The sequence below is a fragment of the Nostoc edaphicum CCNP1411 genome (genome assembly GCF_014023275.1).
Taxonomy (GTDB): Bacteria; Cyanobacteriota; Cyanobacteriia; order Cyanobacteriales; family Nostocaceae; genus Nostoc; species Nostoc edaphicum_A.
Window position 1 is genome coordinate 4,325,458 of the sequence record NZ_CP054698.1, and the last position, 21,470, is coordinate 4,346,927.

A 21,470-nucleotide genomic window follows, 5' to 3' on the forward strand; every position below is an offset into this window, starting at 1 on the left:
GTATTTTCTGTCCCCTGTACCCTGTCCCCTTTCCCCTAATCAAGGATAAAACCCCAACTTCGGCAACCCCAAGGTTTCATCCCAATCCATCATCAAGTTTAGACACTGAATCGCTTGTCCCGCCTGTCCTTTAATTAGATTGTCAATTGCTGACATGACAATCACGCGACCTGTGCGCGGGTCAACTTCTACACCGATGTAACAAAGATTGCTGCCGTTAGCCCACTTGGTTTGGGGATAAACGCCACTACCGCAGACTTTCACCCAAGGAGAGTTGCGGTAGAAGGCTGAGAAAATTGTGATTAAGTCATCTCGCACTAGACCGGGATCGCTCATTGTGGCATATACCGTTGCCAAAATACCGCGTACCATTGGGATAAGGTGCGGTGTAAATTGGATCATGAGTTCGTGACCAGCTAAGTCACTACAAATTTGCTCAATTTCTGGGGTATGACGGTGACGACCGACATTGAAAGCTGCTATGGAGTTGTCTGCTTCAGCTAGTAATAAGTTGGTTTGAGCTTGCCGTCCACTACTAGATGTGCCAGACTTGGCATCGATAATAGCTGTTTCTGGTCTGATTAAGCCTTGCTTTAAGAGTGGCGAAAGTGCAAGGAGACTGGCAGTGGGATAGGAACCAGGACAGCCAATAAGTTGAGCTTCGGTAATGCGATCGCGATAAAGTTCTGGTAATCCATAAACTGCTGTAGCTGCAATTGTGCGATCGCTTCTCTCAATACCATACCAATTTGTATAAGTTGTCAAATCACTAAATCGATAGTCTGCACTCAAATCTAATACTTTACATCCTTTTTCTAATAGTTTGGGCGCGATTTGGCAAGCCAGACCATTTGGTAAAGACAGGAAAACTACTTCACAGCGGTGAGCAATTATTTCTGGTTCTACCGCCTCTATTAGCAGGTTAGTTGCATGAGCCAGATGTGGGTAAAGATCCCCAAAAGATTTCCCGATACTGCTCTCACCTCCTAAATAAACCAGTTCGACTTCTGGATGATCCATCAGTAGTCGTACTAACTGTACTCCGCCATAGCCCGACGCGCCAACAATCCCAACGGGTACGCGTCTAAATTTGCCCATGATCTGAAATCCTTATCCCATGAATAGTTAATTCGTTCTCAGCTATCAACAATATCAGCGACTAGACGCACAGCGTACAAAACGCCCCAAACCCCTCCACTTTGTTTTGGAAGATGAGGGAGATGGAGGAGCAAACAAACGATTATTATTCTTCCTCATCCCCCTCATTCTTGACTGTCGCCGCACTTTATCAAGAAAGGCAGAGGGCAGAAGGCAGGAGGCTCAGTTGGAATACTGTTTTCAGCACTGAAGCCCGTGACAATCATCGAACTTGCGGTTTAAGGCCCCCACCAAATTGAAAAAATTTGGTGGCCCCAATTTAAGTACGGTGTTGAATCCCCTTCTAAATTGAACCTTCTGCCCTCTGCCTCCTGCCTTCTTCAACTCCGTTTTTAATATCAAATCATTATCAAATCATTGCTAGTCTACTTCTCTGCCTTATAAAGGAGCTACAATCTAGAAGAAGAAATTGTTAAAAAAATTTACGTTGGTAGCTGGAAATCTTTCTGTGTCACAGCCTAATACTACACAAGCTTTTAAATTTGATTCGATTGATGCCGCCTTAGCAGACCTAAAAGCTGGTCGTGTGATTGTAGTGGTAGATGATGAAAATAGAGAAAATGAAGGCGACTTGATTTGTGCTGCTCAATTTGCCACACCCGACACGATTAATTTCATGGCGGTGGAAGCGAGAGGACTGATTTGTTTGGCAATGACAGGCGATCGCCTAGACGAGTTAGACTTACCCTTAATGGTAAGTAATATTACAGATACCAACCAAACTGCCTTCACTGTCAGTATTGATGCTGGGCCAGAATTGGGTGTCACCACAGGCATCTCAGCAGAAGACCGCGCCCGCACTATCCAGGTTACTCTCAACCCAGCCACAAAACCTACTGATTTACGTCGTCCTGGACATATTTTTCCCATTCGGGCTAAGGCTGGAGGCGTACTCAAACGCGCAGGACATACGGAAGCAGCTGTGGACTTGTCTCGACTAGCAGGGCTGTACCCAGCAGGGGTAATTTGTGAAATTCAAAACCCTGATGGTTCAATGGCGCGGTTGCAGCAGTTAGTTGAATATGCGAAACGTCACAATTTAAAAATTATTAGTATTGCGGATTTAATCAGTTATCGCCTACAGCACGATCGCCTAGTATATCGGGAAGTTGTTACTAAGCTGCCTAGCCAATTCGGTCAGTTTGAAATTTACGCCTACCGCCACACCTTAGACAATACAGAACATGTTGCAATTGTCAAGGGTGATCCAGCGAACTTCAAAGACGAGCCTATAATGGTGCGGATGCACTCAGAATGCTTAACTGGTGATGCTTTGGGTTCTTTACGTTGTGACTGTCGAATGCAGTTACAAGCTGCATTGAAAATGATTGAGACTGCTGGTCAAGGTGTAGTTGTATACCTGCGCCAAGAAGGACGGGGAATCGGCTTGATTAATAAGTTGAAAGCCTACTCGTTGCAGGATATGGGGCTGGATACAGTCGAGGCAAATGAGCGCTTAGGATTTCCCGCCGACTTGCGAGACTACGGTATGGGGGCACAAATGCTCATGGACTTGGGCATCAAAAAGATTCGCCTGATTACCAATAATCCCCGCAAAATTGCCGGAGTCAAGGGCTATGGGTTGGAAGTAGTTGACCGCTTGCCGTTATTGATTGAGGCAAATGACTACAATTCTTATTACCTGGCGACAAAGGCGAAAAAGCTAGGTCACATGCTGTTACAGACTTATCTGGTGACAGTAGCAATTCACTGGCAAGATGACCCGGAAGCTGTCACAGAACGTTATGAACGCTTAGAGAAACTGCGACATTTAGCGAGAAGTAATGATCTATTGTTACAAGAAGAAGCGCGTCCGTTAGCGATCGCTATATTTGACGAGCCATCTCTAACAGTACACTTGGGTTTTGATCAGGCAAAAGTTGCTAGCTGTGATTGGTATCGCCAGAATGGTCATCCTTATATACAAGCTATCTTCCAAATTCTGGACAACCTAGCAACAGTGCCATACATCCAGAAACTAGAATTTCTGATTTCTTCGGGTTGTGATCCTTTGAGTAATTTACAAGTCCAACTAGATCGGCAGACATTCGCGGATGGTACGCTGCCTTCATCGATTAGCGATCGCTTGGAGACGCAGCAAATTTACAGCTTTAGCAAATAGCCGCCTTCCGAAGAGTCAACTTTTTAAGGGGGTTGGAGGGTTTATTGTGTGTAAGTCCTACATTCCCCCCGAACTTTTTAGCCATTCTTTTATATGACAATGAGAGCAATCAAAATTATTGTTGAAAAACATAACGACGGTTACATAGCCTATCCCTTGGGTATCAAGGGGGTTGTAGTTGGCGAAGGTGACAGCTATGAGGAAGCACTAGCTGATGTTAAATCTGCTATCCACTGCCATATAGAGACATTTGGTCAAGAGGTTTTAGAAGAGGAATCAACAGTCCTAGAAGCTTTTGTGGCAGAAGCTGAGGTTCCTATTTAATGGTTAAATTTCCAGTAGATGCACCTAAAACTAAAGTAATTAAGACATTAGAATACATTAGAATTTCTGGGATTTAATGTTATTAGAGAGCGGGAACATATTGTTATGGAGCGAGAAAACGAAGATGGAACGAAAACTCCACTGACTATGCCTAACCATTCTCAAATTAAAGGTTCAACGCTGAGATCCATCTGTACTCAAGCAGGTATCTCAAGAGAGGATTTTTTGTCTGCTTATGAGCAAATCTGAAAGCCTGTATTCTGTTTTCACTCACAACACTTTAAAAGATACAGTCACAAATAAATTCTTGAACTAGGCGATCGCGTCTCTCCAGATAAGCTAATTATTAGACGATTCGTAAAAACAAGATGATACGCGATCGCTCTCCAAGCTTCTACTTTTTACCTCAGAACACGAAACACCGAGTTCGGAACTCGAAGTGTCGAGATAAAAACGCCAGAGTTGAGTTCTTTAAAGAAGAGTGGGGATTAGAGAGTGAGGGAGAAGAATTAATAACCAATGCCCCATGCCCCATGCCCAATGCCCCATTCCCCATTCCCCATTCCCAATTAATAATGAGTTGCCGACTTGCGATGATGCACGGCTGTAACACCATCATTATCTAGCAATTTGCCACTCTCGACAGTTGCATAAACCAGCCAGTGGTCGCCAGATTCCATCCGATTTTGTACAGAACATTCGACATATGCTAGGGCATCTGTAAGTATGGGAGAACCGCTTTCAGTTTCTTGGGCGGCTACATCAGCAAATCGGTCTTGTCCTGGGCCAAAAGGTTTGAGGAAGTGCTTCATCAATCCCAAATGATTCCCTTCTTTAAGAATATTGAGGACAAATTTATTTCCTGTATGCGTCAATGTTTCTACTGCCCGGTCTTTGGCGACGGCGATGGTTAAACCAGGTGGATTAAAGCTGGCTTGAGATACCCAAGAAGCTAACATGGCACTGGAGCGATCGCCTTCTTTGGCTGTGAGAATGCAAAGAGAGCCTACAATCCGCCCAACTGCTTGTTCTACAGTTGTTGCAGGTTGGCTTGGCGATCGCACTTTTCTAGCTTTTTTGAGTGCTTGGGCAAAGTCGGTTCCGGCTTCTTCACATAATTGTAAGGTGGCATCGTTGGGTTTGAATTTCACGCGGATGGTGTCAAAACCAAACCGATAACCAGCATCTTTCAATTTACCCTCAATTAAATCAACTGCTTCCCCACTCCAGCCAAAAGAACCAAAAACACCAGCAAGTTTATTATTAGTCGCGGTGGATAGGACAATTCCTAAAGCTGTTTGCACCGGTGTTGGTGCATGACCGCCAAGGGTAGGAGAACCCATAATGAAACCACCAGCTTTTTCCACAGCCGCCCGGATTTCTTCTGGTTCAGTAAATTCGCAGTTAATCGATTCTACAGCGACGCCAGCTTTTGTAATGCCACGAGCGATCGCTTGGGCTAAGGTTGCTGTATTCCCATAAGCTGATGCATAAATTAATGCCACTGTCAAGTCAGCAGATGTTTGCTGTTGACTCCATTCTCGATAAGCTTTAGTCAGTTCGATTAAGCCATAGCGCACCAAAGGCCCGTGTCCATTGGCGTACATTCGCACTGGAAAATCGACAAGTTTATCAAGTGCCGTTTCAACTTGACGGGCGTGGGGAGCCATAAGGCAATCAAAATAATAGCGCCGATCTTCGTTATATACTTCCCAGCCTTCATCAAATACCTGATCTCCGCAAACGTGCGCCCCAAATAACTTATCTGTATACAGAATTTCTGTTTGCGGATCGTAGGTGCAGAGTTGATCTGCATAGCGGGGATTGGGGGTGGGAATAAATTGTAAATTATGTCCATTACCCAAATTTAGGGTTTCTTCGCCCCGCATCACAAGAATTTGCAAATCTGGATTTTCTAGCGCTGCACGTAAATTTATCGCCCCTGGATTAGAACACACAAAGGTTATTTGTGGGGCAATTTCTAACAAAGCTTTTAAAGTTGCGGCGCGGTTAGGATTTACGTGTCCCAAAATTACATAATCTAGGTCTTCGAGATGGAAACGTTGCTGTAACGCTTCTAAATAAATTTGCGTAAACGTTTCCCCTGGAGGATCGATAATTGCGTTTTTATCGCTTTCGATTAAATAAGAATTAGCAGTTGTACCCTTAGCAAGAGCATATTCAATTTCAAATCTGAGCCTTGACCAACTGCGCGATCGCAGTATTCTTGTATCTGTAGCTATTGGATAAACTTGAACGTCACGGGGTTTATTTTTTGACATAGCTTTCTTGGGGATTGGGGATTGAAGATTAGGGATTGGGTACTGGGGAACTCGGCGTACCTAAAGGAGATAAGGGTCAATGAGGATTAGGTATTTAGAAACTTTTTCCCAGTCCCCAGTCCCAAGTCTCCAGTCCCTAATAATGATTACCGACTTTACGGTGATGTACAGCAGTCAAAGCTTCTGGCTTAGAAACCCGTCCGGCGTAGACTGTGCTGTATACTGCCCAGTGGTCGCCACAATCCATTCTACTGATGACTTCACACTCCATGTAGGCGAGGGCATCGTTGAGAATAGGCGCACCATTTTCGGCTGACTGAGTTCTCACACCTTCAAAGCGATCTGCACCAGGGGCGAACCGTTTTAAAAAGTGTTTCATGAGTGGTTGGAAATTGCCTTCTTCTAAAACGTTGAGAACAAAGCGATCGCCTACTTGCATGAGTGATTCAATTGCCCGATCTTTGGCTACTGCAATGGAAAATCCCAAAGGTTTAAAGCTAGCTTGACTCACCCAAGAGGCTAGCATCGCACTGGAAACATCGCCTTTTTTAGCAGTAATAATATATAGTCCGCCGCTGATTCTACCTAGTGCTTTATCTAAGTCAGCACTAAGGGATTTCATGGCTTTGATACTGCGATCGCGTGTTACCCATTGAGCTAAGTCTGTACCTGCTTCTTCACACAGCTTGTAAGTATTTTCCGTAGGCGTTTGTTTAATCCGAATCGCTGGAAAAACAGTTGTCAAACCCAAATTGCGGAATTTACTCAGCAAAGGATCTATTGGCTCATCATCGCCACCACCTGCTTCAAAAACACCGATGGCTTGCTTTTCTTTAGCTGATCCTAAAACTGTGCTGAGTGCAGATTGAATGTTCGCAGCGCCAGAAGCCGGAGGTAGACCAACGATTAATCCAGCACAACGGCTAACTAGTTCGCGCAGTTCTTGTAAATCGACTTCAGATCCCAAATCGACAATTTCCACGGCAACACCGGTTTTACCGATACCGTTGGCAATTGCTTGCGCCAGGCGATCGCTATATCCGTATTCGGAAACGTAAAATATTCCAATTACCGTTTCTGGCTTGGCTTGGGTTTGGCTCCAGGTGCGATAACGTCCAATTAGTTCCTCAACATTGTGAGATAGTAATGGCCCATGTCCTGTAGCAACCATATCGATGGTTTTCAGTTCCGCCATTCGCTTCAGGGCAGAGAGAACTGAACGTGCATTTGGCCCCATCAAGCAATCGTAGTAGTAATGAAAGTCTTCTTCGATCGCCGCTAAGTCTTCATCAAAGGTGCTATCTGAGCAATAGTGCAAACCAAAAGCATCGCAGGTGTAGAGAACTTTGGTTTTGTGATCGAAGCTGAAAATTGTATCCGGCCAATGTAAATTTGGGGCAATTACGAATTCAAATTCATGACCATTGCCCAAATCTAAGCGATCGCCATTTTTCACAATCCGCCGTTTGAATGGCTGATGTACCAAATCCTCTAGAAACTGAATCGCCACCTTAGAACCGACAACGGTAATTTCTGGAGCCATTTGCAGTAAATCTTTAACTAAACCGCTGTGGTCTGGCTCAGTGTGGCTGATAATTAAATAATCAATATCTGTTGGGTTGATTAGTCTGGTAAGCGTATCAAAATATAGTTGACGAAACTTTTCGTGGGAGGTGTCAACTAAGGCAGTCTGCTCCCCGCGAATAAGAAACGAGTTATAAGTAGTACCGTTTTGCAGGCCAAACTCAATATCGAAGCGATCGCGATCCCAGTCCAAAGAGCGAATAGCCGTCGTCTCTTGAGCAATGTCCACAGTCTGTATGGTGAGCCGTTTTTCAGTTTTTTCGGTGAGCGCTACCATAACTCCCCTCCTTAACACAATGAGTATTTCTTCCTCTTCTTTTATTGTGACACGCCTTGAATGTTAATTTTTATTAAATAATTGATGGTTGACTTAAAAAATTTAAAAGTGTGAAACCGCAGAGGCAGCGAGAAAACAGAGAGAAAATTTGGTTAGCGTTGGAAATTGGTAATTCCCGACTGCATTGGGCATTGTTTCTAGGCGAAACACTCTATTCCGCTTGGGATACTGACTATCTTCCTGAGTCTGTCATACAACACCTAGCTGAATATCAAACCCTAGATGATTTACTAGAGAAAATTTTTCTGCCCAGCCAGCAAGCTGAATCTCTAACAAAAACTCTACCTCTGTGCCCTCTCCTACTAGCCTCCGTAGTTCCTAGCCAAACTGCTATTTGGCAAACTTATCCAAATACTTGCGTTATTACCTTAGACCAAATACCACTAACAGGTGTGTATCCCACACTAGGAATTGACCGCGCTTTAGCTTTGTGGGGTGCGGGGAAAGCTTGGGGTTTTCCAATGTTGGTGATAGATGCTGGTACAGCGCTAACTTTTACAGCTGCGGATGCTAACCAATGTCTGCTTGGAGGCGCAATTCTGCCGGGATTAGGTTTACAGTTTGCGACTCTCGGTCAAAAGACAGGACAATTACCATTAGTAGAAATGCACAATATTGCCTCTCTAGTACCACGTTTTGGGCTGAATACTACAGAAGCAATTCAAAGTGGAGTAATTTACACATTAATAGCTGGAATCAAAGATTTTATTGAGGCGTGGTGGCATTTATGTCCTGATGGGAAAATTGCAATTAAAGGTGGCGATCGCACTTTATTCCTAAACTATCTGCAAGCTTTGTATCCTGAGATTGCAGCACGTTTGATTATGGAATCAAATTTAATATTTTGGGGAATGCGGGAAATAGTAATAAATGGTGGTTAATCCGTGAATTTTTGGGCGATAGAATAGTTTTAATTTGGTCATAGTTGTGACAAAAACTTGAAACACATATCACGGTTTTAGAGCGAAGGAATACGTGTAGTGGATTGGCAGCAAACTCTGAATGAGCTAATTTAATTCGTTCAAATTATGGCTTTTTAAAATACCTTCAATAAACTCCCGAATCTCGATCGCCGCAACCCCAGCACAAGATTCTGGTAAGTCATTTCCGGCATGGGCAATCATTTTCAACTCGACTTTTGGCATCAGTTGAGCATAAACCCGGCTCTTGGCTAAAGCATCTGGTGTATCTTGGCCACCTTGTAAGATAAAAACTGGGGCATCTATCATATAAAGCTGCTTTTGCACTAATTCCGCCTCAATTTCTACTTGTCGTCGTTTGAAAAGTAACTGACAAGCTATCGGGTAACGCGACAATTCCTGACGTAATTGCAAATCCTGCGCAATTTTTTCATGCCAACCCAGAATTTTAGTCAAGGGAATTAGCGATCGCAACAATTTAACTATTAGTGGTGGATAATTCAATAATCGCCGCATCTTTCGGCAATGCTGTTCTTGTCCTGGTATCTCTACACCCTCTGGTGCTAGCAGTACCACACCGTCAACTTTTTCTGGATACTTTAAAGCATAGCTAGCAGCAATCCACCCCCCAAGAGAATGCCCTACTAAATACACCTTTTCTAGCTTTACAGCTTGCAAAAACTCCGCTAAACACTCTACTTGTAAATCTATCGAATGGTGGATATTTGGATTCTCTGATTCACCAAACCCTAACAAATCAGGTGCAAAACAATGAAAATCTTGTGCAAGAGACTCCATCACAGATAACCATTGACTGCTCTCATTCCAAGCACCATGTAAAAAAATTATAGGAGTTTTTTCACCGACTTCACGCCAGAATAATAGCCCTTGAGAGAGCTTTCTCCGCGAGTTACGGAATAGTGTATCCATTTTAATTTAGTAGTTAACTTTTAGCATCATAATAAATAGTCATTTGTCATTTGTCATTGGTCATTGGTTATTAACAATTAGTTTTGGACAATTACAAACAGAGAAGTTTGAACCGTTCGCGTAGCCTCTCTTTGGGGCAGCCTCTAGTAGAGAAGAGAGATTTCCTTAGATCATAACTTTGGCAGCAAATGACATAGATACGCCAGCAGTTTCCCACAGGGTAGGACTAATGACTAATGACTAAATATATTGTTATGCCAGTGTTGTCAAGCCATTCAAGTAGTCTTGCAACTGCCGAGTATGGTCGTGAGACATCTGTCCTGAAGGTAGGAAACTGGGAGAAAAAGCTTGGATTTCCATAACTTCTAAAGTATCCTGAATTTCCATTGTCCCATGTACCTCGGCTTCAACCACAATACAAATTGAATGGATTCTGGGATCACGGTCTGGTGCAGAGTAAACTCCTACCAAACGGTTAATTTTCACCAATTCTAGTCCGGTTTCCTCGATCAATTCCCGGCGGACTGTGTTGGGAATATCTTCTCCCCAATCCACCATTCCTCCAGGCAATGCCCAAAGACCATCATCACGCCGCCGGATCAGTACTATCCGACCATCGGGTAAAATTGGGATGATACTAGTGCCAGTAATGGGATGACGAAATATTATACCCAATACTGTTTGTCCAATACGCCATAAGCTACGTGTGGACTGGACAGCTGCCGGAAAAAAAGCAATAACGTTCAATCTTCAAAATTTCTGTGTTGTATTCTATAGTTCTCTACCACTTACATAGACTCAACTAATAAAGTTTTGGTTGAGTTTTGCTTTATACAAAAAATGTTTGTGGTTTGAGATTTTATTCTTACGATTTACGTAGAATATTATTGATTCTAACATCAAGTTTCAATAGAAGCACTGTATTTATATATACATAATATTCATTAGCTCAGGAAAATTTTCAGTTTATAGCTAGTATTAGTGCTGCTGAAACTAGCTACCGCTAATAGTTTTTCAGTACACATTAAAAAAAATAGTAAGAATAAGAAGTCAGAAGAGACAATTAAATAAAGTTGCGAAATAAATTTTGACGACTAACGCCTTTATTCTTTCTTGATAAGATTGGTTTGTTTCGAGAACAACAACTAGTTAGCTAATTTACAATCTAAATTTACAATCTATTTGACAGATGAAAATCTAAAGAAAAGGTATTTTTAGTCTAGCTGGTGGGGATGATTATGAATTATTATTGACATAACTAGGTTAAATGCGGTAGACTAGTACACTGTTTAAAGCGTATTTATTGCTGCACTGGGCTACAGGTATATCAATAACATTGGTAGCTGATATTGCCTACGTGATGCCTAGTTGATACTTTTTTGTTGTTTATTAATGAGGTGAACATGGCCAAGCGCCGTAACCCGAAAAAAGAAAAGGCGCTACGTAACCAGGCGTATGCCAGAAAGTTTCGTAAACGAACTACGACAGGAAGAATGCAGAGAAGGTTCCAACAAAGACCACCCAAGAGTGAAGAAGAAGAAGGCGCAGCAACAGCAGCTGACACTGACTAAGCTGTCTACTTAAATCCTTTTTATTTAGATTATTTATCTTTTAGGGCGTACAAATGTACGCCTTTATTTATTATTGGGCATTGGCAAAGAAAACTATTCTCAATTCCCTATTGCCCCTAATCCTCATTCCCTCTATCGATCTATTTGAGCGCGAGCGGCTATGAGTGCTTTACTTACCTGTGCAAAGCCAGTACCACCGTAACTATTACGGGCTGCTACAACTTGACGGGGGGATATCGCCTCATAAATATCTTCTGAAAATGCGGGATGTAGTTTTTGCCATTCTTCCAATTTCAAATCTTTCAGCAGTTTACCTGCGGCAATACTAGTTTTTACCACCTTACCCACAAGGTTATAAGCTTCCCGGAAAGGAACACCCCGTGCTGCCAGATAATCTGCTACATCGGTAGCATTGGAAAAATCTTCCGCCACAGCTTCTGCTAACCGCTGGGTACGAAATTCCAAGCCTTCCCTGAGCAAAATCGTCATCGCTTCTAGAGAGGCTTTGACTGTGTTAACGCTATCAAATAGACCTTCTTTATCTTCTTGTAAGTCTTTGTTATATGCCAGGGGTAGCCCCTTCATAATCACCAACATTGCTTGCAGATGGCCGAATACACGTCCTGTTTTCCCCCGTACCAATTCTGGGACATCAGGGTTTTTCTTTTGGGGCATGATACTGGAACCAGTAGCACAGCTATCTTTGAGGGTGACAAAGCGAAATTCCTCAGATGACCAAAGAATGACTTCTTCTGCAAGACGGCTGAGGTGAACCATAATCAAGCTAGCAGCACACAAGAATTCGATCGCAAAATCGCGATCGCTCACTCCATCGAGGCTGTTGGCATAAATATCATCAAAATTCAATAGTTTGGCTGTGTAGTGGCGATCGATGGGGAAAGTAGTTCCCGCTAAAGCACCGCACCCCAAAGGTGAGATATTCACACGGCGAGAAACATCTCCTAAGCGTTCCCAGTCACGTTGCGCCATTTGAAAGTATGCCAAAAGGTGGTGAGCTAAACTCACGGGTTGGGCGCGTTGTAGGTGAGTATAGCCTGGGATCAAGGTTTCAACGTGCTTTTCGGCTATATCTAGTAAAACACCTTGAAATTCTCGCAATTCGCTTTTAATTTGTTGAATTTGGTCGCGCAGGTAAAGTCTGGTATCAGTGCCAACTTGGTCATTACGCGATCGCGCCGTATGCACTTTTTTACCCACATCGCCGACAATTTCTGTCAGTCGGTGTTCAACTGCAAAATGTACATCTTCAGCATCGACACCAGGCTGAAATTTACCTTGGCGGTACTCTTGGCGAATTTGTTCTAAACCGGCAACCAGTTGCTTTCCTTCTTCTGGGGAGATAATGCCCGTATGAGCGAGCATTTTGGCATGAGCTTGAGAACCAGTCAGGTCATATTCTATTAATTCAATATCAAAACCTATACTGGCATTAAAACGAGCGATCGCTGGATGCAATGCTGATTCAAACCGCTGGCTCCAAGTTTGTTTTTCGGTCATAAATTATGAGGGAAGGGGCATCAATTTTAGATTTTAGATTTTGGATTGATGATTAATCCAAAATCCAAAATTCAAAATTACTTTAACCGTAGCTAGTTAGATTCCGAATCATATAGCCAATGACTAAACCAATCAACAATGCCCACACTTGACCTGTTTGTATAAAGTGGTTCCAAGACTTTTGAATCTGACCCATCAAGTCTGGATCTGTAATTGTTTGTGCTAGGGCTGTCCAATTTACGGGCAAATGCCAAAGTAACTGAGATGTCAAATCGCTGTAGTGGCTCATATTTAGTGCTTAAGAAGTTAAGGGTGGCAAATTCCAGTATCAGTTTATTTTTTACATTAAATACTGATATTTACTGAAATATTGAATATAACTTCAATGTCTTAACTCAAGATACAGCCGATGCCAACCGCAATTTCTCGGCAGTCCGCAAAATTTGCCCCGCTAACACTGCTGCACCAAAACCATTATCAATATTTACTACGCCTACTCCCGCCGCACAAGAGTTGAGCATTGTCAATAAAGGCGCTAAACCACCAAAACTTGCACCATAACCGATGCTGGTGGGTACAGCAATTACTGGACAACTCGCTAAACCAGCGACAACGCTAGGTAAAGCGCCTTCCATCCCCGCCACTACAATCAACACCGATGCTGACTCAATCAGGTGACGGTTACTTAATAAACGGTGAATTCCAGCAACGCCAACATCCCAGAGGCGCTGTACCTGAAAACCAGAAAGTTCAGCGGTGACAGCGGCTTCTTCGGCAACGGGTAAATCGGCAGTACCAGCAGAAAGAATACCAATTTCACCTTGGAATTGTGGTTCGATGGTAAGGGGAGCGATCGCACAAATTCGCGCCGATTGGTAATATCGCAAATCGCTAACTTTTGATTGGAGTGCCTCATAAACTGCTGGTTCAATGCGAGTCGCCATCACCACGGGGTTGCGAAGGCGCATCACCTCCATAATTTGAGCAATTTGATCGGGAGTTTTGCCAGGGCCCCAAATCACTTCTGGGAAACCAGTTCTTAGCTGGCGATGGTGGTCAATTTTGGCAAATTCACCCACAGATTCATAAGTTAAGTTTTTGAGTGAGTCTAATGCCGTATCTGGGGTAACTTTACCATTGGCAACCGCTTCGAGGAGCGATCGCAATATTTTTTCATCAGTCATTTGTCATCTGTCCTTTGTCCTTTGTCATTTGTTTTTTGTCATTGATTTTTTCTCTGCAAGTAATGACTAATGACTAATGACTAATTTGTTATTTTGATTTCATGAATGTTCCAGAATGCGCCACCCAATGCAGAGTATTGGATACCTTCAAAGCGATTACGAACTGCTGACATTGATAAGGGGTTAACTAGATAAATAAACGGTAAGTTTTCTTGGGTAATCCTTTGGGTTTCGGCATAAATTTCTTTCCGCTTTGCTGGGTCTAATTCCCTTGCTCCTTGAATGTATAACTTAGCGATTTCTGCTTCCCAGGGAGCCACTTCCCAACCTTCAATTGGCTTTTGTCCAGCTTGAGGTTTCTGATTAAACATGTGTAATCCACCTTCAGGCGACCAGACATTAGCTCCATCATTTGGTTCTAAACCACCAGTCAGACCCAACATAGAAACTTCCCAGTCTAATGAATTTGACAGCTTATCTGTGTAAGTATTCCATGCTAGAGGAGTGAAATCAACTTGAATACCAATTTTACTCAAGTCTTGTTTAATCTGCGATCCAATTGCTTCGCGGATTTTGTTACCAGCATTGGTAAGTAACGAGAAGCGGACGCGGTTTCCTTGAGCATCAATTAGTTGGTTGTTGTTATATTTGAATCCTGCTTTTAGTAACAGTTCCTTCGCCTTTTCTATATTGTAGTTATAAACTTTTAGTCCTTCTTTAGGCGACAGATAATAAGGGCTTTGTACAGAAATGGGTGAATTTTGTGGTTGACCTAAACCACGAAAAGTGTTGTTAATCATTGTTTGTCGGTCAATTGCATAGGCTACAGCCTGCCGAAATTCTACAGTATTGAACCAACGCGATTTAACTGGATCAACCAGCGGTTTTCCATTCCTTTTACCTTTATTTAAATTGAATAAAACAAATGTCGTACCAGTTGCTGGCCCACCATTAAAAATTTTGAAATTCCCTTGTTCTTCCTGCACCTTTAGCAAAGAAAAATAATCTGGTGAAACTCCCACAGTATCCAATCCGCCAGAACGAAATTGTAGCAAAGATGTATCTGTTGATTCTACAATTTGCCAGATAACCCGTTCAATATAAGGTTGAGATTCTCCTTTCGGGCCTTTGCGCCAATAGTAGGGGTTACGTCTGAACACTACACGCTGACTTGTGTCGTAGCGTTCTAGCTTGTAAGGACCGTTAACGATAATTTGATCTGGAGGCGTATCAACGCCCCACTTTGACAAAAATATGGGCTTACCCTCTTGGTCTTTTGTCTTGATAAATGGTTCGAGGGTATGGGCAGGTAAAATTGGCAGTCCTAAAGTTCCCAAAAACGGTGCAAATGGTTCTGGAGTTGTGAATTCAATCCGTTGAGCATCGATTTTTCGTACCTTTGGTAATGCTCGACTTTCACCAATCCGTAACACATCTCTAGCATCTGCGGGTATAGCTTCGTTCAGGTAAATTTGGTTGAAGGTAAATACTACATCATCTGCTGTTAAGGGTTCTCCATCAGACCATTTCAATCCCTGACGTAGGCTAAAAACAAACCGCAATTTATCATCAGCAATTTCCCAAGATTCTGCTAAGGCAGGCTCGATTTTGCCAGTTATGGGATTTTCAGTAGTTAATCCTTCATAAATCAGAGGAAAAACATTGGGAGATTCCTGGCTGAGAGGGTAGTTAAAAGTTTTAGGATCACTGAGAATGGCACTTACCAATTGCGGCACTTGAGCGGCTGAACTTTTGAAGTTAGTAGGGTTGCAGCCGGTAAGTGTAAGTGCTGTTGCTGAAGTCAAAATTATTGGCAACCAAAAATGTTTAATTGCCAGAAATATTGTGCTAAAAAATTTCATAATCTCAAATTTATTTCCATCCTATTCAGTCTTGAATATCGTTAATCAGGGGCTAAAACAAAAGTTACTCTGAAGCAATTAACAAGACGACAGCATAAGCACATATACCTTCTTCACGTCCAACAGGTCCTAATTTTTCGTTGGTAGTAGCTTTGATACCAATTTGATTTGGTTGTAATTCTAAAACCGCCGCTAGTTTGTCGCGCATATTGTGAATATGTGGTTTTAATTTTGGACGTTCTGCTACTACCACCGAGTCAATATTTCCGATCTGCCAGCCTTGATCCCGAATCAGTTGATGTACTTGAGTTAATAGTACTAAACTATCTGCTCCCGCCCATTTGGGATCGCTAGGCGGAAAATAATGACCAATATCGCCCAAAGATAATGCCCCAAGCATGGCATCCATAATCGCGTGTGTTAACACATCAGCGTCACTGTGCCCCAATAAACCCAGTTCATGGGGAATTTGAATTCCACCTAAAATCAAAGCGCGATCGCTCACTAATCGATGGATATCGTAGCCGTTACCAATACGAATTTTAGTCATTTGTCATTAGTCATTTGTCATTGGTCATTAGTCAAGAGCTAGAAATTATTATTCTCCCCCTGCTCCCCTGCTCCCCTGCTCCCCTGCTTCCCCTGCTCCCCCTGCTGCAATTTCTCCCCCTGCTGCAATTTCTCCAAAAGATCGGGGCGGCGATCGCGGGTTTTTTGAATTTGTTGTTCGTAACGCCACTTTGCGATCGCTGCGTGATTCCCACTGAGCAAAACATCAGGCACTTTCAAACCGCGAAAATTGGCAGGACGAGTATATTGAGGATAGTCCAATAACCCTTCCTCAAAACTTTCTGCTGTGAGGGACTCCGTTTTGGCCACGGTTCCTGGTATTAGCCGCACCACGCCATTAATCAAAGCCATTGCTGGAATTTCCCCACCAGTGAGAATAAAATCGCCTAAAGATACTTCACGAGTTACCAAATGCAGCACCCTCTCATCCACTCCTTCGTAATGCCCGCAAATAACTACTAACTGGTCATAATTTGTCACCAATTCTTTCAAAAGAGGCTGATTGATTGTTTGACCTTGTGGACTCATCAAAATTACTTCTCTTCGGGGTAGAATTGGCAGCGACTCGACAGCGGTAAAAATAGGTTCTGGCTTCATTAGCATCCCAACGCCGCCACCATAAGGTTCATCATCTACCTTTCGGTGCTTGTCAGTGGTAAAGTCTCGTGGGTTAATCAGATGCACTTCGGCAATCTGTTTGGCTAAAGCTTTACCTAGCAGCCCAGAATTGAGAACAGAGTTAAAACAGTCAGGAAAAAGCGTAACTATATCAAAGCGCACAGTTATTCGTATTCGAGGACACTAATCTTAAATTTGAATGTCTAGCAAACATCAGCAAGCCAAGGTCGGGGCAAACTCCAGTTAAACTTTATCAATAGTATCTAAAACTACCAGACCTCTTGGATTTTAGATGGGATCAAAAGTTTTTCTAATTACTTAATTTATGTTTAAATGTTGTCACAACTACATTTAAATTAATAATCATATCAAGTTAACAACTTCCAGGATGCATCGAGCCAGCCTCAGAAAAAAGCGTAGTCTTAACTGCTCGTCCCCAACCCTAGAGTGGGAATCTAGCCCCATAAAGACTATTTTGCCCTGCTGCAAGTGGACAGGTGAAAAACAAGGCGCTGGCTTTGAGAAAAGGGAACGAACACGTTTAGACTGAGGCAACGCGAGCGTTAAGCGAGAATTTGGAGAGTGGCTGACCCAGTTCCAAACTTCCAAAAAGTGTCCTCTCAAAAAAGCAAAGCGCAAAGATCATCAGGCAACTGAGCCTTGTTTAATTCACCTGAGAGTTGTTGACAGGAGAAACACAATGCCGCAATTACAAGCTAAATCGCTAGAAATGAGGACACCCCAAGCAACTAAAACCGCCGTTCTGGTTATCGGAGGTGCTGAAGATAAAGTTCATGGGCGCGAAATCCTACGAACTTTTTTTGGACGTGCCGGTGCTAGTAAGGCTTATATTACAATTATTCCATCTGCCTCTCGCGAACCCGCTATCATCGGTGGTCGGTATATTCGCATTTTTGAAGAAATGGGTGCTCAGAAGGTAGAGATTTTAGACATCCGCGAACGGGAACAGTGTGAAGCCTCCCAGATCAAAGCATCCTTAGAAGCCTGTAGTGGGGTATTTTTGACAGGAGGAGACCAACTGCGTCTTTGTGGCGTATTGGCAGATACGCCAGCAATGGAAATTATTCGTCAGCGGGTGAGGGCGGGGCAACTTACGTTAGCAGGCACCAGTGCAGGAGCGGCAGTAATGGGGCATCACATGATTGCTGGCGGCGGTAGTGGAGAGTCGCCCAATCGTTCCCTAGTTGATATGGCAACGGGTTTGGGATTTATTCCTGAAGTCATCGTTGACCAACACTTTCACAACCGTAATCGGATGGGGCGACTGATTAGTGCGATCTCAGCTCATCCCGATCGCTTAGGTATTGGCATTGACGAAGATACTTGTGCTGTGTTTGAACGCGATGGTTGGCTACAAGTTATGGGTAAAGGCAGTGTCACCATTGTTGATCCCACTGAACTTACCCACACCAACGAACCCCATGTCGGTGCTAATGAACCGTTAACCGTGCATAATTTACGTCTCCATATCCTCAGCTACGGCGATCGCTTCCACTTGTACCAGCGGACTGTATTGCCTGCTGTACACCGAATCTCCAGCTGACGGGATAGAGTATCTGAGGTTACACTGAGTTGACCGCACATTTATTTCTTACCGTAGAAAAATGATAAGAATACCATGTAAAGAGAAAAAACTGTTTGTGATGAACAGTTTAGCGGTCAATTACAGTAAGAAACTAGAATTTTGGTTCCGAATCTCCATCTACCTATTCCCATGAGAATCCTCAAGATCCAGACCTTACGCGGCCCAAACTATTGGAGCATTCGACGCCACAAACTGATCGTCATGCGCCTCGATTTAGAAACCCTTGGCGAGACGCCCTCGAATGAAATCCCTGGCTTTTATGAAGGATTAGTTGAGGCGCTGCCGAGTCTGGAAGGCCATTATTGTTCACCTGGCTGTCGTGGTGGTTTTTTGATGCGAGTGAAAGAAGGCACTATGATCGGTCACATAGTGGAACACGTAGCCCTAGAACTCCAGGAATTAGCTGGTATGCATGTCGGCTTTGGCCGCACCCGCGAAACTGCCACACCCGGAATTTACCAAGTAGTGATCGAGTACCTGAATGAGGAAGCGGGACGTTACGCTGGGCGAGCCGCAGTCCGGCTGTGCCAGAGTATCGTTGATCGAGGCCGTTATCCCAAGGCAGAACTAGAGCAAGATATCCAAGACCTGAAAGACTTCACCCGTGATGCTTCCTTGGGCCCTTCTACGGAAGCGATCGTTAAAGAAGCAGAAAAAAGAGGTATTCCCTGGATGTCTCTGGAAGCCCGCTTTTTGATTCAGCTAGGCTATGGCGTGAATCAGAAGCGAATGCAGGCCACAATGACCGACAACACCAGCATTCTGGGCGTAGAACTAGCTTGCGATAAAGAAGCCACTAAACGCATTCTCGCTGCCGCTGGTGCGCCAGTTCCCAGAGGTACGGTGATCAACTTCTTAGACGATTTGGAACAAGCCATTGAATACGTTGGCGGCTATCCCATCGTTATCAAGCCTCTGGATGGTAATCACGGACGCGGGATCACCATTGATATCAGAACTTGGGAAGAAGCTGAAGCCGGATACGAAGCTGCTAGACAGGTTTCCCGATCAATTATTGTCGAAAGATATTACGTTGGGCGTGACCACAGAGTATTGGTGGTAAATGGCAAAGTAGTAGCAGTAGCCGAGCGCGTACCGGCTCACGTTATTGGCAATGGTAGATCCACCATCTCCGAACTAATTGAGGAAACAAACCTTGACCCAAATCGGGGTGAAGGACATGATAACGTCCTCACAAAGATTGAACTAGACCGCACTAGCTACCAGTTGCTAGAAAGGCAAGGTTACACCCTAAATAGCGTGCCACCCAAGGGTACTATTTGTTATCTTAGGGCAACGGCAAACTTGAGTACAGGTGGTAGTGCTGTAGACCGTACTGATGAAATTCATCCAGAAAATCTTTGGTTGGCACAACGGGTAGTTAAGATTATCGGCTTAGATATCGCCGGACTCGATATCGTCACTACGGATATTAGCCGTCCGTTGCGGGAAGTCGATGGCGTAATTGTTGAAGTTAACGCCGCTCCCGGTTTTCGGATGCACGTTGCTCCAAGCGTGGGTATTCCCCGTAACGTTGCTGGCGCAGTGATGGATATGCTGTTTCCTAACGAGCAATCTAGCCAAATTCCGATTCTCAGTGTCACAGGCACTAATGGCAAAACCACTACTACCCGACTACTAGCACATATTTATAAACAGACTGGGAAAGTAGTTGGATATACTACTACTGATGGAACATATATCGGTGATTACTTAGTAGAAGCTGGTGATAACACAGGCCCTCAAAGTGCCCACGTCATCCTCCAAGATCCCACAGTGGAAGTAGCGGTACTGGAAACGGCTCGCGGTGGCATTCTCCGCTCTGGATTGGGCTTTGAAGCAGCAAATGTGGGCGTGGTTTTAAATGTAGCCTCCGACCACTTAGGAATTGGCGATATAGATACCATTGAGCAGTTAGCTAACCTCAAAAGTGTAGTAGCAGAAGCCGTATTCCCGGATGGCTATGCGGTACTAAATGCGGATGATCGTCGCGTCGCCGCCATGTCAGAAAAAACTAAGGCTAATATTGCTTACTTCACGATGAATCCCGACTCGGAACTAGTGCGAAAGCACATCCAAAAGGGTGGAGTAGCGGCAGTATATGAAAATGGCTATTTGTCAATTGTTAAAGGTGATTGGACACACCGCATAGAAAGAGCCGAAAATATACCTTTAACAATGGGCGGACGTGCGCCGTTTATGATTGCCAACGCTTTAGCTGCAAGTTTGGCCGCATTCGTGCAAAACGTCACAATTGAACAGATTCGGGCTGGTTTGAAGACCTTCCGGGCTTCAGTTAGTCAAACGCCGGGACGAATGAATCTATTTAATTTAGGAAACTACCATGCTTTGGTGGACTATGCCCACAATGCAGCCAGTTATGAAGCTGTCGGTTCCTTTGTGCGGAACTGGACTACAGGACAACGAATTGGCGTAATTGGTGGCCCAGGCGATCGCCGTGACGAAGACTTTGTTACTTTGGGCAAATTAGCAGCACAAATTTTTGATTACATCATCATCAAAGAAGACGATGACACACGGGGACGGGCACGGGGATCAGCCGCCCAATTGATTATTCAAGGCATCACCGAAGTTAAGCCTGATAGCCGCTATGAATCAATTCTGGATGAAACCCAAGCGATAAATAAAGGTCTAGACATGGCTCCTGATAACAGTCTGGTGGTGATTTTACCAGAAAGCGTGACTAGGGCTATTAAGTTAATTAAGCTGCGTGGTTTAGCGAAAGAAGAGACACACCAACAAAATCCTGGCACAACTGTCATCGATTCCCAAAATGGAATCACACCTTCTTCTGTTGTGAATACCTTGCTGTAGTCAGGAATCAGGAGGAAGCAGTGCGCTGACTCCTGTCTTCTGACTTTTT

At 43.8% G+C, this 21,470-nt stretch carries 18 protein-coding genes; 7 read left to right on the top strand and 11 right to left on the bottom strand.

The features are described from left to right. Nucleotides 1-39 precede the first annotated feature (39 nt). Nucleotides 40-1,098, bottom strand: a complete 1,059-nt coding sequence (argC, locus tag HUN01_RS20655) for an N-acetyl-gamma-glutamyl-phosphate reductase (protein WP_181927770.1) — start codon at nucleotides 1,096-1,098, stop codon at nucleotides 40-42. 508 nt (nucleotides 1,099-1,606) lie between these two features. Here argC and ribBA point away from each other — a divergent pair. The 3 genes from ribBA (at nucleotide 1,607) to HUN01_RS35540 (ending at nucleotide 3,853) form a co-directional block, all read left to right on the top strand. Further along, nucleotides 1,607-3,280 carry a bifunctional 3,4-dihydroxy-2-butanone-4-phosphate synthase/GTP cyclohydrolase II gene (ribBA, locus tag HUN01_RS20660; protein ID WP_181927771.1) on the top strand — a complete coding sequence of 558 codons (1,674 nt, stop codon included), beginning with the start codon at nucleotides 1,607-1,609 and terminating at the stop codon, nucleotides 3,278-3,280. A gap of 99 nt (nucleotides 3,281-3,379) precedes the next feature. Further along, entirely contained in the window at nucleotides 3,380-3,604 is a 225-nt protein-coding gene (locus HUN01_RS20665) for a type II toxin-antitoxin system HicB family antitoxin (protein WP_176727107.1), read from the top strand. Nucleotides 3,605-3,709: 105 nt separating this feature from the next. Further along, nucleotides 3,710-3,853: a type II toxin-antitoxin system HicA family toxin gene (locus tag HUN01_RS35540; RefSeq protein WP_238845514.1), complete on the top strand. Its 144-nt coding sequence runs from the start codon at nucleotides 3,710-3,712 to the stop codon at nucleotides 3,851-3,853. Between the two features lie 320 nt (nucleotides 3,854-4,173). On the opposite strand, the gene HUN01_RS20675 is transcribed toward HUN01_RS35540, so the two are convergent. Together HUN01_RS20675 and HUN01_RS20680 are read right to left on the bottom strand one after the other, a co-directional pair. After that, complete coding sequence (locus tag HUN01_RS20675) at nucleotides 4,174-5,886, bottom strand: diflavin flavoprotein (RefSeq protein ID WP_181927772.1); 1,713 nt, start codon at nucleotides 5,884-5,886, stop codon at nucleotides 4,174-4,176. A gap of 136 nt (nucleotides 5,887-6,022) precedes the next feature. Next, entirely contained in the window at nucleotides 6,023-7,747 is a 1,725-nt protein-coding gene (locus HUN01_RS20680) for a diflavin flavoprotein (RefSeq protein WP_181927773.1), read from the bottom strand. A 110-nt stretch (nucleotides 7,748-7,857) separates the two neighbouring features. Between HUN01_RS20680 and HUN01_RS20685 the strand changes: the two genes are divergently transcribed. Continuing rightward, nucleotides 7,858-8,688 (top strand): pantothenate kinase, encoded by an 831-nt coding sequence (locus HUN01_RS20685; RefSeq protein WP_181927774.1) that lies wholly within the window; start codon nucleotides 7,858-7,860, stop codon nucleotides 8,686-8,688. A 126-nt stretch (nucleotides 8,689-8,814) separates the two neighbouring features. On the opposite strand, the gene HUN01_RS20690 is transcribed toward HUN01_RS20685, so the two are convergent. Both HUN01_RS20690 and HUN01_RS20695 read right to left on the bottom strand, forming a co-directional pair. Beyond that, a complete protein-coding gene (locus tag HUN01_RS20690; protein ID WP_181927775.1) occupies nucleotides 8,815-9,657 on the bottom strand; it encodes an alpha/beta fold hydrolase in 843 nt (280 codons plus the stop codon). A 252-nt stretch (nucleotides 9,658-9,909) separates the two neighbouring features. Continuing rightward, nucleotides 9,910-10,404 (bottom strand): NUDIX hydrolase, encoded by a 495-nt coding sequence (locus HUN01_RS20695; protein WP_181927776.1) that lies wholly within the window; start codon nucleotides 10,402-10,404, stop codon nucleotides 9,910-9,912. 656 nt (nucleotides 10,405-11,060) lie between these two features. Here HUN01_RS20695 and HUN01_RS20700 point away from each other — a divergent pair. Beyond that, nucleotides 11,061-11,228: a hypothetical protein gene (locus tag HUN01_RS20700; RefSeq protein WP_012412073.1), complete on the top strand. Its 168-nt coding sequence runs from the start codon at nucleotides 11,061-11,063 to the stop codon at nucleotides 11,226-11,228. A gap of 132 nt (nucleotides 11,229-11,360) precedes the next feature. On the opposite strand, the gene argH is transcribed toward HUN01_RS20700, so the two are convergent. The 6 genes from argH to trmD form a co-directional block, all read right to left on the bottom strand. After that, complete coding sequence (gene argH, locus HUN01_RS20705) at nucleotides 11,361-12,746, bottom strand: argininosuccinate lyase (protein WP_181927777.1); 1,386 nt, start codon at nucleotides 12,744-12,746, stop codon at nucleotides 11,361-11,363. Nucleotides 12,747-12,828: 82 nt separating this feature from the next. Then, nucleotides 12,829-13,035: a hypothetical protein gene (locus HUN01_RS20710; RefSeq protein WP_069072611.1), complete on the bottom strand. Its 207-nt coding sequence runs from the start codon at nucleotides 13,033-13,035 to the stop codon at nucleotides 12,829-12,831. Nucleotides 13,036-13,141: 106 nt separating this feature from the next. Beyond that, on the bottom strand, nucleotides 13,142-13,930 hold the full coding sequence (gene larB, locus HUN01_RS20715) for a nickel pincer cofactor biosynthesis protein LarB (protein WP_181927778.1): 789 nt from the start codon (nucleotides 13,928-13,930) through the stop codon (nucleotides 13,142-13,144). A gap of 80 nt (nucleotides 13,931-14,010) precedes the next feature. Continuing rightward, nucleotides 14,011-15,792 (bottom strand): ABC transporter substrate-binding protein, encoded by a 1,782-nt coding sequence (locus HUN01_RS20720; RefSeq protein WP_181927779.1) that lies wholly within the window; start codon nucleotides 15,790-15,792, stop codon nucleotides 14,011-14,013. Between the two features lie 64 nt (nucleotides 15,793-15,856). Continuing rightward, nucleotides 15,857-16,342 carry a 2-C-methyl-D-erythritol 2,4-cyclodiphosphate synthase gene (gene ispF / locus HUN01_RS20725; protein WP_181927780.1) on the bottom strand — a complete coding sequence of 162 codons (486 nt, stop codon included), beginning with the start codon at nucleotides 16,340-16,342 and terminating at the stop codon, nucleotides 15,857-15,859. 38 nt (nucleotides 16,343-16,380) lie between these two features. After that, nucleotides 16,381-17,142 carry a tRNA (guanosine(37)-N1)-methyltransferase TrmD gene (gene trmD / locus HUN01_RS20730; RefSeq protein ID WP_181927781.1) on the bottom strand — a complete coding sequence of 254 codons (762 nt, stop codon included), beginning with the start codon at nucleotides 17,140-17,142 and terminating at the stop codon, nucleotides 16,381-16,383. A gap of 538 nt (nucleotides 17,143-17,680) precedes the next feature. Between trmD and HUN01_RS20735 the strand changes: the two genes are divergently transcribed. Next, a complete protein-coding gene (locus HUN01_RS20735; RefSeq protein WP_069072616.1) occupies nucleotides 17,681-18,544 on the top strand; it encodes a cyanophycinase in 864 nt (287 codons plus the stop codon). Between the two features lie 171 nt (nucleotides 18,545-18,715). Further along, nucleotides 18,716-21,421, top strand: coding sequence for a cyanophycin synthetase (cphA, locus tag HUN01_RS20740; protein ID WP_181927782.1), 2,706 nt, complete (start codon nucleotides 18,716-18,718; stop codon nucleotides 21,419-21,421). Nucleotides 21,422-21,470: the final 49 nt, after the last annotated feature.

What these genes read in the sequence shown, in the direction of transcription:
- argC (WP_181927770.1), bottom strand. Translation starts at nt 1,098, where the DNA reads ATGGGCAAATTTAGACGCGTACCCGTTGGGATTGTTGGCGCGTCGGGC.
- HUN01_RS20665 (WP_176727107.1), top strand. Translation starts at nt 3,380, where the DNA reads ATGAGAGCAATCAAAATTATTGTTGAAAAACATAACGACGGTTACATA.
- HUN01_RS35540 (WP_238845514.1), top strand. Translation starts at nt 3,710, where the DNA reads ATGGAGCGAGAAAACGAAGATGGAACGAAAACTCCACTGACTATGCCT.
- HUN01_RS20675 (WP_181927772.1), bottom strand. Translation starts at nt 5,886, where the DNA reads ATGTCAAAAAATAAACCCCGTGACGTTCAAGTTTATCCAATAGCTACA.
- HUN01_RS20680 (WP_181927773.1), bottom strand. Translation starts at nt 7,747, where the DNA reads ATGGTAGCGCTCACCGAAAAAACTGAAAAACGGCTCACCATACAGACT.
- HUN01_RS20690 (WP_181927775.1), bottom strand. Translation starts at nt 9,657, where the DNA reads ATGGATACACTATTCCGTAACTCGCGGAGAAAGCTCTCTCAAGGGCTA.
- HUN01_RS20700 (WP_012412073.1), top strand. Translation starts at nt 11,061, where the DNA reads ATGGCCAAGCGCCGTAACCCGAAAAAAGAAAAGGCGCTACGTAACCAG.
- argH (WP_181927777.1), bottom strand. Translation starts at nt 12,746, where the DNA reads ATGACCGAAAAACAAACTTGGAGCCAGCGGTTTGAATCAGCATTGCAT.
- HUN01_RS20710 (WP_069072611.1), bottom strand. Translation starts at nt 13,035, where the DNA reads ATGAGCCACTACAGCGATTTGACATCTCAGTTACTTTGGCATTTGCCC.
- larB (WP_181927778.1), bottom strand. Translation starts at nt 13,930, where the DNA reads ATGACTGATGAAAAAATATTGCGATCGCTCCTCGAAGCGGTTGCCAAT.
- HUN01_RS20720 (WP_181927779.1), bottom strand. Translation starts at nt 15,792, where the DNA reads ATGAAATTTTTTAGCACAATATTTCTGGCAATTAAACATTTTTGGTTG.
- ispF (WP_181927780.1), bottom strand. Translation starts at nt 16,342, where the DNA reads ATGACTAAAATTCGTATTGGTAACGGCTACGATATCCATCGATTAGTG.
- HUN01_RS20735 (WP_069072616.1), top strand. Translation starts at nt 17,681, where the DNA reads ATGCCGCAATTACAAGCTAAATCGCTAGAAATGAGGACACCCCAAGCA.
- cphA (WP_181927782.1), top strand. Translation starts at nt 18,716, where the DNA reads ATGAGAATCCTCAAGATCCAGACCTTACGCGGCCCAAACTATTGGAGC.